The following is an 11,041-nucleotide window of genomic DNA, read 5'->3' as shown; positions in this document are numbered from 1 at the left end:
TATGGCTTCGAGCTACTTACGCTTCTTCTTTTCGCGAATGTTCACTGAAATCTGAATCGGCGTACCTTCGAAACCAAATTCATCGCGCAACGAGCGTTCGATGAATCGACGATAGCCATGCTCAAGAAAACCAGTGGCGAAGATCACAAAACGCGGTGGACGAGTCGACGCTTGCGTAGCGAACAGAATGCGCGGCTGCTTACCACCCCTCAACGGATGCGGGTGCGCAGCTTGAATCTGTCCAAGGAACGCATTGAGCTTGCCCGTAGGAATACGCTTATCCCATGATGTCAACGCATCACGCATCGCATTGGCCAAACGATTCGTATGCCAGCCCGTCTTCGCCGACAAGTTCACGCGCTGTGCCCACGTAACACGATTGAATTCGGTTTGCCACAGGCGTTCCAAACGCTGGCGCCCGAATTCGTCCATCAAATCCCACTTGTTGAACACGAGCACAATGGCACGTCCAGCGTCCACAGCTTGGCTCATCACCTTGAGATCCTGATCAGAGATCGGCTGCGAGGCGTCGAACAGTACCAAAGCGAGTTCAGAACGCTCGATCGCCGCTTGGGTACGCAGCGACGAATAGTAATCTGCGCCAGACACCTTGTGCAGACGACGCTTAATACCGGCCGTATCAATAAACAGCCAATCTTCACCGTCGACTTTCACAATCTCATCGACTGGATCGCGCGTGGTGCCAGCCAAATCGTTCACCACGGAACGTTGCTCGCCGGCCAGCTGGTTCAGCAGCGACGATTTACCCACATTCGGACGTCCAACCAGAGCGATTCGACGCAGATGCGATGGCGTGAGGAATCCAGACGTCTTCTCAGCTTTGCGCAGAGAGTCAAGCGCCGCATCCAACAGGTCACCGACTCCCCTACCGTGCATGGCAGAAATACCGTACGGTTCGCCTAGACCCAGCTTCCAGAATTCAGCAGTCAAATATTCGCTGGCACCATCATCCACTTTATTCACGGCAAGTGTGACAGGCTTGCCACTCGCGCGCAGCATTCTGACAATGCGCTCATCCGTGTCAGTTAAGCCAATCTGACCATCAACTACAAACACGACAGCATCCGACAGCTGCACCGCGATCTGCGCTTGCGAAGCGATAGCGGATTCAATGCCTTCAACATCAGCTTCCCAACCGCCAGTATCAACGAGCTTGAAGTCCGTGCCAGCCCATTCAGCGTCATAGCTCACGCGATCACGCGTAACGCCAGGCGTGTCTTCAACTACGGCAGCACGACGGCCAAGAATACGATTGACTAGGGTTGACTTGCCAACATTCGGACGGCCAACAATAGCAAGCACGCCCACTGCCTTCGGCGCAGGCGCACTCTGCTGAGCGTCAGAACGCGAATCGGCGATAAGCATCGCATCTTCATCTTCAAGCTCGTAATCCTGAAGATTAGCCGCGTACTGCTCATACTCCTGCTCTTCGACCGCATCCTCAACCAGCGTGATAAGCGCGGTCAGTGTCTGTTCGAACGTCAAGTCAGAATTGTCGAGAGTGGTTACGCCATCGGCAGCAGTCAAGAAGCTCGTTACCTGCGAATCTGCGCGGTCGCGAGCAGCAACATCCTCGCCACCTACACCAGCAGTATCCGCGCTCTGACCATTGCGGCGCGCCTGACGGACCTCTTCGCGAGCCGTCAGCAGTACGCGCACTTCAGCATCCGGGGCGACGACAGTAGTAATGTCACGTCCTTCAGCCACAACACCCAAACCGCCAGAGAAGGACTCTGGCTGATCTTCGCGAGCAATATATGCACGCTGTGCGGCAATCAGTACGCGGCGCACTGGGATAATGCCGGAAACCTTCGAAACGTGCGTTGATACTTCAGAGGAACGAATTGCTTCGCTGATATCCTCACCATCAGCGCTTACGCGAGGATCGTCAGGATCAACGGAAATATCAAAGTGGTCACCAGTGAAGAACTCGCCAACGGTTTCCGTGACTTGACGTTCATCAATCTCTTCGGCGTCCAGGTCGATGCCCTGCTTCAGGCACCACCATGCGCATGCTCGATACATAGCGCCGGTATCAAGGTAGGCGTAGCCGAAGTGACGTGCCAGTGCTTTAGACGTGGAGGATTTGCCAACTCCCGCCGGGCCGTCAATCGCAACTCGGATCACAGTCCCACCGCCTTCTGCAGAGAACGCACCTCCACCTGTGACAGCACGCGATATGAACCTGGCTTGAGATCGCCAAGCTTAATCGGGCCGATCTGCGTACGAACCAGACGCTTCACAGGGAAGCCAATAGCTCCAAAAATACGGCGCACAATACGATTCTTACCGGAGTGCAGCACAACCTTCACGATGGTCGTATCGCGGTTCGAATCGATAATTGCACAATGGTCGAGGCGAATCAGACCATCATCAAGCTGCACACCCTGCGTGACCAAGCGACGGCATACGTTACCGCCAATTTTGCCCTGCAGCGTGGCAATATACGTTTTCTCTACCTCATAGCGAGGGTGCATGACATGCTGGCTGAGCTCACCATCATTGGTCATGAGGATCAGGCCTTCGGAATCATAATCCAAACGGCCCATGTGGAACACGCGATCATACTTGTCGCCAATAATGTCAGCGAGCGTGAAACGACCCTTGGGGTCATCCATCGTGCTGAGTACCTTCTTAGGCTTATTGAGGGCAAGCGTCACATGATTTGGGTTAAGGTGGACGCGTGAACCATCGACGCGAATCTGATGGTGCGCAGGGTCAACGCGAGTACCAAGTTCAGTAACCAATTCACCGTCGACTTCTACGCGACCGTCGGTGATCATCTCTTCGCACTTGCGTCGTGAGCCGAATCCTGCCTGAGCCAGCAGCTTCTGCAGACGGATTCCTTCATTCGTATCTTCATGCGCCTTCATAGCGCGGGAATATGCGTTTGGCATCGTTCTCCCAACGTGGCCGGAAATACTGGCATATATCAATTAGGGGCGATCACGCCGTAAGGCGCATCGTCATACTGTGAAAATCACAACCTATCTATTATACCGTGACGGCGGACTGCTGGTAAACTAGCAGCGTTCGGCGGGGTGAAACCCGCGACGCGACATCCTACGCGATATCTAAGGAACACAACATATGACTGAATTCATGGCCGAAACGGCTGAAACGCAGAACGTCACACGGCACGAAGTTCACACTCTCGATCAGCGCCGGGGGGCGCAATCACCGATCTTGCGTGTTGGTGCAGAGTTTGCAGGCAGCTTCCTCATTTGCTTTGCTATTTATGTACTGAGCTCATTCGGCATTGCTATTTACGGACTTGATTTGGCAGCTCTCGCTCTTGGAACTGCATTGATCTATACCGCTGTTACCACAGTATTTGCCTCACTGTCCGGCGGACAGTTTAACCCTGCGGTTACTGTTGCTGCAATGTTGACCGGCAAGACCAACGTGCCTACAGGCGTGCTCTATGTTATCGCCCAGGTGCTCGGTGGCCTCGGCGCCGGCGCGGTGCTGCGCTTTGTGCTGCCGACTTCAGATTCAGTGACTGCTAAGACGTGGATGACTCCTGTAGTAAATGGTTTTGACGCAGGTTCCGTATCCAACTCCACTATCAGCCAAGCTGGTTTGAGCTTTGGTATCACGCTGGCAATCATTGTTGAGGTTGTTGCTTCAGTGATTATTGTTGCTTGCGCAATGCGTTTGACTGACAATGATGGTCGTCCGACTCACGGTTATGCGCTGGCAATGGGTGTTACGTATGGCGCAGGCGCTGCGATTAGCTATCCGATTACTGGAGCTGCATTGAACCCGGCACGTGCAACTGGTATTGCGGTGTTTGCCCAGAACCAGGGATTGACCACGCAGCCACTCTCTCAGCTGTGGGTGTTCTGGGTTGCTCCGGTTTTAGCTGCAGCCATCGTAGCGTTGGCAATGATTATTGCTGAAATTGTTACGACGCGTACGCCAAAGAAGAAGGCTGCTCACGATGAATCGGCCGATGCTACGCAAACAGATGAAGTGCCCGCTGACGGCGAAATCAGCGAATCATCTGATGATAACGGGGCTGATAGCGAAAGCACCAAGTCGATCGACGTAACCTCAGGCGAGGAAGCGTAGTAGTTCTGGCGCGAAATACAGCAAAAGCAGTCCGAGTCCTAAACCGATGCCAATAATGGCGTCGAATGCTACAGAACGGACTTTCCAAGGACTACGAGCGCGCAGAATAAGACGTAGTAGTCCAGTAATAATGGCCGCGACGGCGATGATAACCGTCGCGGCCATCGTATATCCAAGCACTGCTGTCACTGCTGCGACAACAACCACGCCTGCTACAATCCATTCAAACCAAGGCTTGCCTTCATTGGCTTCGGAAACGAATGGATGCTTGTGCATGGGGCCTCTTTCGATCTTGCATCGTCATGGTGGACGAATACGTAACATTGTGTTGGCTAAAACGGTGCTGTCGTGCATCTTACACGGCATTGCAGCATAACGCATGTGGATATAGCAAAGGGCTCTCCCCCAACCTGTTCTCAGTGCATCATCACATGCGATGTGATATCTGCACTACAACAGGTAAGCGAAAGAACCCTTCACCTGTAGATAACTGCTCGCAGCTGTCACGCTCAACCTGCTGTCAAGCTACGAATAGCCTGACAGCTACGACTCCGTCGATCAGTGGAAGAAGTGGCGAGTACCAGTCAGGTACATGGTTACGCCAGCCTTCTTTGCAGCTTCGATGACTTCCTCATCGCGAATAGAACCGCCAGGCTGCACAATAGCTTTCACACCCGCGTCAATAAGCACCTGCGCGCCATCAGCGAATGGGAAGAATGCGTCAGAGGCAGCCACAGAACCGGCTGCGCGGTCAGCACCGTCAGCCAGCGTGTTGGCGCGTTCGACGGCCAGATGGCAGGAGTCCACGCGGTTGACCTGACCCATGCCAATACCGACCGTAGCCTGATCATGAGCGAGCAGGATAGCGTTGGACTTCACGCAGCGGATTGCACGCCATGCGAACACCAGATCCTTCAGGGTGTCAGCATCGGCAGCTTCGCCAGCTACCAGCTTCCACGAATCCGGGTCATCACCCACAGCGTTGATCAGATCGGTGTCCTGCACGAGCAGGCCGCCATCAATCTGGCGGATGGCCTCGTGGCCCTTTGGCGGTTCAGCCACCTTGAGGATGCGCAGGTTCTTCTTCTTGGTCTGCAGCAGTTCCAGTGCAGCCGGCTCATAGTCGGGAGCGACGATGACCTCAGTGAAGATCGGGCGTACGCTTTCAGCCATTTCGAGCGTCACCGTGGTGTTGCAGGCGATCACGCCACCGTATGCGCTCATCGGATCGCAAGCATGAGCCTTCTTGTGAGCTTCGGCCGCGGTAGCGCCGATGGCCAAACCGCACGGGTTGTTGTGCTTGACCACTGCGACAGCAATGGAAGGAGCCATATCCCATACAGTGCGCCATGCAGCGTCTGCGTCGACGTAATTGTTGTAGCTCATTGGCTTGCCGCCGAGCTGCTCGGCGTGCGCGAAACCAGTCTGGTTGAGCGGGTCAACGTACAGTGCAGCCTGCTGGTGAGAGTTCTCACCGTAACGCAGCGTGTGTGCACGGTCCCACGTGCGAGTGAACTGTGCCGGGAACTTGGCGGAGTCGACTTCGGTGCCCTGATCATCATGATCGATTTCGGCAGCGTCAAGCGAAGCAGGCTTAGGCCAGTGCTTGGCAGTCCACTCGTTGATGGTTGCATCGTAGGCGGCAGTGTGAGCGAAAGCCTTAGCGGCAAGCCACTTGCGTTCCTCGAGAGAGAAGCCAGTGCCGTCGGCCACGCGGGCAGCAACCAGCGCATAGTCAGCCGGATCAGTAACGATAGCTACGGTGGCATGATTCTTTGCTGCACCACGAACCATGGAAGGACCACCGATGTCGATCTTTTCGATGGTTGCAGCCTCATCAGCACCGGAGCGCACGGTATCCGCGAACGGATACAGGTTGACGACCACCAGATCGAATGGCTTGATGCCGAATTCTTCGAGCTGCTTGGCATGCTCAGGGTTGGTCATATCGGCCAGAATGCCGGCATGAATATACGGGTGCAAGGTCTTCACACGGCCGTCAAGGCACTCGGGGAAGCCCGTAACGTCGGATACTTCAGTGACCTTAACGCCCAGTTCAGCGAGTTTCTTGGCAGTGGAACCGGTGGAAACGACCTCGGTTCCGGCCTTCACGAACGCTTCGGCCAGGACCTCGATGCCTTCCTTATGAAAGACTGACACCAGAGCCCGTCGTATCGGTCGATTCGTGTTGGTCATCGTGTTCCTCCTTGGTTGTTTCTTCTGTGGTTGTAGTCTTTGTTTCGTCAATAACGTTGCTAGATCCGCCTACGAGACGCGGTTTGTTACGATTGTCAGCGTCATCATGGTCTGATGAATGCTGACTCTTCTGGTCTCCAACGCCTTTCGCTGCGCGAATACGCCGTGAGATCCAGCGTATCCCGAAAACAAAAGCGACACCAACCAGCATGATAAGCCACGCGGCGAATAGGCCAGTTGCACTAGGGCGAGCACATACTTGTGTCGAACGAATGACATCAACGCCAACGTTCTTTAGTCGCTCACTGCCAAGTGAACCATTCGAAATAATGAACATCAATGATGATGATAGGGACACGATGACACTGGTAAGGCAGAAGCCGCCAACTGGGTAGGCAAGCTCAACGATCAGCGCGCGGCGATCAACAGGATCAGCGGCAGACCCCAATGTGATGTGAAATCCTGATTTCAGCAATATCGCTGCAAGACCAGCGATCAAACCCGTTGCTAACGGAATCATTACGAGGATCAGGCGTACAACATCGCTACTCACAGGCTGAGGGAATAAGCCAAATGCAGGTACCGCTGGCAAAGAACGCGATTGGCCAATCCACAACGTGAATTCAGCAAGATCACCAATGGCAAAACCCGCGCCAAACAACCATGAAATTGCCCAAATGCACAAGTTCGGCAGCCAAGCAAGTGAGGCAATAGTGGTGAGAATGCGGGATCCGGTTTCCATGCCATTGAAATCGAAGAGTTTGCTCATGGCCGCATGACCGGATACGATCCACACAATCACAGTGATGATGCCAGCCAGCACAAACACTGCCATGATAATCAACGCAAGCATGACACCGATACGCACTGTGCGACGAACATCTTGAGAGACATGCGCGTGAATAAAACCACGCAGTGACGCAAGAAGCGGCGACCCTGGCAATGCTGCAATAGCAAACCCAAGCGTGAACAGTACCGCACTTTTCAGCCCGATGATGGCAGTATTATCCATCAATCCAACTGTCAAACCACGAGTCAGTAGCAGGGTAAGCACTATCCATGTCACGAGACCAGATACATATGAGCGTGCATCCGTACTAATACGCCGCGCTAGCGACGCTACCAGTGCAATAAGCAAAAAAGTAAGCAGCAGCGGCGTAATCGAGAGCGACAGCGAGTCAGTAGTAAACCCAACTCCTTGGCTAAGAAGCACAACAGCCTGCGTGAGCGGTACGGTGGCGACAGAAAGATTGTCACCGCCCTCTTCCATAGAGATAACTAACAGCATAAGGGCCAGAAAGCAGCCGAGTGCGATAGCGTAAATCGCCATCGTTGCTACAGCTACAATCGGCCCTTTAATCCAAGCACGCAGTTTTGCCATCATGCCAGGGAGCGCTTGGCCAACACCTCACGCATGATATCAGCGGTCTGCCCAGGGGTTCGACCCACGGGGATGCCCACGGCTTCCAACGCTTCTTTCTTATCCTGCGCAGTGCCTTTACCGCCAGACACGATAGCGCCAGCATGGCCCATCTGCTTGCCTTCCGGCGCGGTGAAACCAGCAATGTATGCGACAACCGGCTTAGTCATGTGTTCAGCAGCCCATTGTGCGGCATCTTGCTCAGCACTACCGCCGATTTCGCCGATCATGACAACTGCCTTCGTGTCGTCATCACGTTCGAATTCCTGCAGTGCTTCAAGCAACGTTGTGCCAACGATCGGATCGCCGCCTGCACCAAGGCATGCAGTGAAACCGATATCGGACAGTTCACCCATGAGCTGATAGGTGAGCGTGCCGGACTTGGACACCAGTCCGAGTGGGCCACGGCCGACAATACCGTCAGGGATGATACCGAGGTTGACACCGTGCTCGCCTTCCTGCTTGGGAAGGGTCATCAAACCTGGGCAGTTCGGTCCAACGATACGAATACCGCGGCTCAATGCGAGTTCAACAAAGTAAGCGCTATCGGCAACCGGAATACCTTCAGTAATAACAACAATAAGTTCAATACCGGCTTCAACCGCTTCCACAACAGCATTGCGAGCAAATCGTGGTGGAACGAACACGACACTTGCTTTTGCACCCGTGGCTTCTTTCGCATCAGCGCAGGTAGCGTAAACGGGGATATCGATATCTTCGCCGTTCTTAGCGCCAGCGAACGTCACCGATGTTCCAGCCTTGCGTGGATTAACACCACCAACAATGTTGGTGCCTGCACGCAGCATGCGCGCAGTATGTGTCATGCCCTGATGACCGGTCATGCCCTGTACGATGACTGGCGCGCCATCTTCAATAAATGCGGTCATCTTAGGCCTCCTTCGCAGTGAGTGCGGCAGCCGCCAACTTTGCTGCCTGCCAGGCAGCCTGTTCCATAGTGTCTTCGACGTGCAAATTCGGGTTATGCGCGTCAGCGAGAATCTTCAATCCCTGAGCTGCCGCATTACCGTCGAAGCGAACAACAAGCGGCTTAGACCCGCCAAGCTCATCAATGGCTTCGAGAATACCCTTCGCTACTTGTTCGCAAGACGTAATACCGCCGTACACGTTGATGAATACTGATTCAACCTGTGGATCAGACAAAACAATCGACAGGCTGTCACGCATCACTTCAGCTGATGCGCCACCACCAATATCCAAGAAGTTCGCTGGCTTAACATCAGTGCCCTGGTCTTTGCCGGCTCCCCATACTGCGTCCAGCGAGCTCATTACCAAGCCTGCGCCATTGCCGATCACACCGACTTGGCCATGAAGGTGTACATAGTGCAAACCATGCTCAGCAGCGCGACGTTCAAAGTCATCGGACTGCATCGGATCGTCAAAACGCTTCCAGCCATCGTGACGGAATGCAGCATTGCCATCAAGAGAAATCTTGGCGTCCAACGCACACAATGACTTACTCGCCTCATCATCCGGATCACCAATCTTGGCGAGCGGATTGATCTCCACGAGTGTTGCGTCATTGTCTTTGAAGCACTTCCACATTTTCAGCAAGATCGACGCAGCCTGCTCAGCATCAGCATGGTAAAAACCGATCTGATCAGCCATCTGACGAGCTGCTTCCATATCAAAATCACCAAGCGCGTTGATATGCAAACGCTTTACCGATTCAGGGTGCTCCTTGGCGATCTCTTCAACCTCAGTGCCGCCATTAGCCGTAGCGAGCACATCAAAATCACGCGAAGTACGGTCCACAGAGATAGAGACGTAGTATTCGTGCAGGATGTTCTTAGCCTCGGCAACCAGCACACCATTCACCTTGTGCCCGTGAATGGTCATCGGCAGGATGCTTTCAGAGATCAGAATAGCCTCATCGCGGTTGTGCGCAATCTTGACACCACCCGCCTGCCCACGGTGACCAATCTTCACCTGAGCTTTGATAACACAGGGGTATCCGAGACGATCAGCTGCCTCGGCTACTTCGTGGGAATTCTGCGCGTAAATCGCTTGTGGCGCAGGGATATCCTGCTCGGCGAGCAGCTCCCTAGCCTGGTATTCATAAAGATCCATTGCTCTCGTTACCTACTTCTCAAATACTGTTCGACAATGGCAATACCGCACACATGACCGCAGGGGTGGCGCGACATCGCAGGTGTGCATCATGCCGGCATCGACACTAGGGTTGCCGTCGGCAGTCCGCCCAGCTTATCCAACCCATCAAGGCCAGTCAGGCCCATGACGAAGCTGAAGCCAACGACTTGACCGCCGCCTGCCTGAATCAAGTCCATAGCTGCCTTCGCGGTGCCGCCGGTGGCGATCAGGTCGTCAACGATGAGGACCCTCTTGCCACCTTGCACGCAGTCGGATTCGATCTCGACCTTTTCGGTGCCGTATTCAAGATCATATTCCTCGCCGATGGTCTCGGGAGGGAGCTTGCCGGCCTTGCGGATCGCAATAAATCCCTTGCCAAGGCGTGCAGCAAGAGCCGGGCCGAAGAGGAAACCACGCGCTTCCAGACCGGCGACCGCGTCGAACGAGTCAGCCGGAATCGGCAGCGTCTCCTCAAGTGCCGTCATGAGAATGCCAAGCGCTTTAGCATCAGCGAGTACCGGCATGAAGTCGCGGAATTTGATTCCCTCCTTGGGGAATCCCGGAATCGTTCTGATCAGCGAAACCAGATATTCAGCGTCTGCCTGACCGACCTTGCTGAGATCTTCGATGGTGATATCGGACTGTGTCATCTTGTGCCGCCTGTCGATTCAACTGGATACGTATTTGCGTATTGGGCGCGGGTCAGCCGGCGCCCTTCGGGCTGTCAAGCGGGCGAACGGGTCAGGGTGTAATACCATGCCTATTCACCCGCTAGCGTTCATTCGGATTTGTTACTTGGCGTCCGCCTCGGCGATAGCCGTACCGGCGTCCGCAGCCGTGACCGCGGTATCGACCGGAACCTGCGCCTGATCCTTATCGTCGTCATCCTTCGGCAGCGGGTTGCCATTCTCGTCAACCTCATCGTCGTGGATGAATGCCGGACGCGTGTATTCCTTGTTGATCGCACGGAAGCTGAAGCGCATCTTGGAGCCCTCAGAGTCAATAACGATCTCCTCATACTCGGTATCGACCGAGACAACCTTGCCGATAACGCCACCAATAGTGATGACCTCAGTGCCAGGTGCAAGGTTGGCACGGAAGTCCCGGATGTCAGCCTGCTGCTTCTTGCTCTTACGCTGCTGCACCATCATCATGACAATCATGAGGACGATGAAAACAAGCATGACAAGCATTGTGGGATCCATGAAAACTCCTTATTGA

The 11,041-nt window shown here is 54.4% G+C and carries 10 protein-coding genes; 1 reads left to right on the top strand and 9 read right to left on the bottom strand.

What is annotated here, in order from left to right; genetic code table 11:
- Positions 1 to 12: 12 nt before the first annotated feature.
- The gene (gene der, locus D2E25_RS00455; RefSeq protein ID WP_125979095.1) at positions 13 to 2,148 is read right to left on the bottom strand and encodes a bifunctional cytidylate kinase/GTPase Der; all 2,136 of its coding nucleotides are present in this window, start codon (positions 2,146 to 2,148) and stop codon (positions 13 to 15) included.
- Positions 2,145 to 2,918, bottom strand: coding sequence for a pseudouridine synthase (locus tag D2E25_RS00450; protein ID WP_125979094.1), 774 nt, complete (start codon positions 2,916 to 2,918; stop codon positions 2,145 to 2,147). Before D2E25_RS00450 ends, der begins: the two co-directional genes overlap by 4 nt.
- 193 nt (positions 2,919 to 3,111) lie before the next feature.
- Between D2E25_RS00450 and D2E25_RS00445 the strand changes: the two genes are divergently transcribed.
- The gene (locus tag D2E25_RS00445; protein ID WP_241216889.1) at positions 3,112 to 4,095 is read left to right on the top strand and encodes an MIP/aquaporin family protein; all 984 of its coding nucleotides are present in this window, start codon (positions 3,112 to 3,114) and stop codon (positions 4,093 to 4,095) included.
- On the opposite strand, the gene D2E25_RS00440 is transcribed toward D2E25_RS00445, so the two are convergent.
- The 7 genes from D2E25_RS00440 to D2E25_RS00410 form a co-directional block, all read right to left on the bottom strand.
- A complete protein-coding gene (locus tag D2E25_RS00440) occupies positions 4,078 to 4,371 on the bottom strand; it encodes a DUF3017 domain-containing protein (protein ID WP_125979093.1) in 294 nt (97 codons plus the stop codon). The genes D2E25_RS00445 and D2E25_RS00440 overlap by 18 nt on opposite strands.
- Positions 4,372 to 4,653: 282 nt before the next feature.
- Positions 4,654 to 6,291 (bottom strand): bifunctional phosphoribosylaminoimidazolecarboxamide formyltransferase/IMP cyclohydrolase, encoded by a 1,638-nt coding sequence (purH, locus tag D2E25_RS00435; protein ID WP_125979092.1) that lies wholly within the window; start codon positions 6,289 to 6,291, stop codon positions 4,654 to 4,656.
- Positions 6,239 to 7,675, bottom strand: a complete 1,437-nt coding sequence (locus D2E25_RS00430; RefSeq protein ID WP_125979091.1) for a cell division protein PerM — start codon at positions 7,673 to 7,675, stop codon at positions 6,239 to 6,241. Before D2E25_RS00430 ends, purH begins: the two co-directional genes overlap by 53 nt.
- A complete protein-coding gene (gene sucD, locus D2E25_RS00425) occupies positions 7,672 to 8,598 on the bottom strand; it encodes a succinate--CoA ligase subunit alpha (protein WP_125979090.1) in 927 nt (308 codons plus the stop codon). The genes D2E25_RS00430 and sucD overlap by 4 nt, the downstream gene beginning before the upstream one ends.
- Before the next feature lies 1 nt (position 8,599).
- Entirely contained in the window at positions 8,600 to 9,799 is a 1,200-nt protein-coding gene (gene sucC, locus D2E25_RS00420; RefSeq protein ID WP_125979089.1) for an ADP-forming succinate--CoA ligase subunit beta, read from the bottom strand.
- Between the two features lie 89 nt (positions 9,800 to 9,888).
- The gene (locus D2E25_RS00415) at positions 9,889 to 10,470 is read right to left on the bottom strand and encodes an adenine phosphoribosyltransferase (RefSeq protein WP_125979088.1); all 582 of its coding nucleotides are present in this window, start codon (positions 10,468 to 10,470) and stop codon (positions 9,889 to 9,891) included.
- Positions 10,471 to 10,611: 141 nt separating this feature from the next.
- Positions 10,612 to 11,025: a preprotein translocase subunit YajC gene (locus D2E25_RS00410; RefSeq protein ID WP_125979087.1), complete on the bottom strand. Its 414-nt coding sequence runs from the start codon at positions 11,023 to 11,025 to the stop codon at positions 10,612 to 10,614.
- Positions 11,026 to 11,041 lie beyond the last annotated feature (16 nt).

Origin of the sequence: Bifidobacterium goeldii, from assembly GCF_003951095.1 — a bacterium.
Lineage (GTDB): Bacteria > Actinomycetota > Actinomycetes > Actinomycetales > Bifidobacteriaceae > Bifidobacterium > Bifidobacterium goeldii.
The sequence above is the reverse complement of the archived record's forward strand: the minus strand, read 5'-3'. Positions and strand labels throughout refer to the sequence as shown.

What these genes read in the sequence shown, in the direction of transcription:
- D2E25_RS00450 (WP_125979094.1), bottom strand. Translation starts at nt 2,918, where the DNA reads ATGCCAAACGCATATTCCCGCGCTATGAAGGCGCATGAAGATACGAAT.
- D2E25_RS00445 (WP_241216889.1), top strand. Translation starts at nt 3,112, where the DNA reads ATGACTGAATTCATGGCCGAAACGGCTGAAACGCAGAACGTCACACGG.
- D2E25_RS00440 (WP_125979093.1), bottom strand. Translation starts at nt 4,371, where the DNA reads ATGCACAAGCATCCATTCGTTTCCGAAGCCAATGAAGGCAAGCCTTGG.
- purH (WP_125979092.1), bottom strand. Translation starts at nt 6,291, where the DNA reads ATGACCAACACGAATCGACCGATACGACGGGCTCTGGTGTCAGTCTTT.
- D2E25_RS00430 (WP_125979091.1), bottom strand. Translation starts at nt 7,675, where the DNA reads ATGATGGCAAAACTGCGTGCTTGGATTAAAGGGCCGATTGTAGCTGTA.
- sucD (WP_125979090.1), bottom strand. Translation starts at nt 8,598, where the DNA reads ATGACCGCATTTATTGAAGATGGCGCGCCAGTCATCGTACAGGGCATG.
- sucC (WP_125979089.1), bottom strand. Translation starts at nt 9,799, where the DNA reads ATGGATCTTTATGAATACCAGGCTAGGGAGCTGCTCGCCGAGCAGGAT.
- D2E25_RS00415 (WP_125979088.1), bottom strand. Translation starts at nt 10,470, where the DNA reads ATGACACAGTCCGATATCACCATCGAAGATCTCAGCAAGGTCGGTCAG.
- D2E25_RS00410 (WP_125979087.1), bottom strand. Translation starts at nt 11,025, where the DNA reads ATGGATCCCACAATGCTTGTCATGCTTGTTTTCATCGTCCTCATGATT.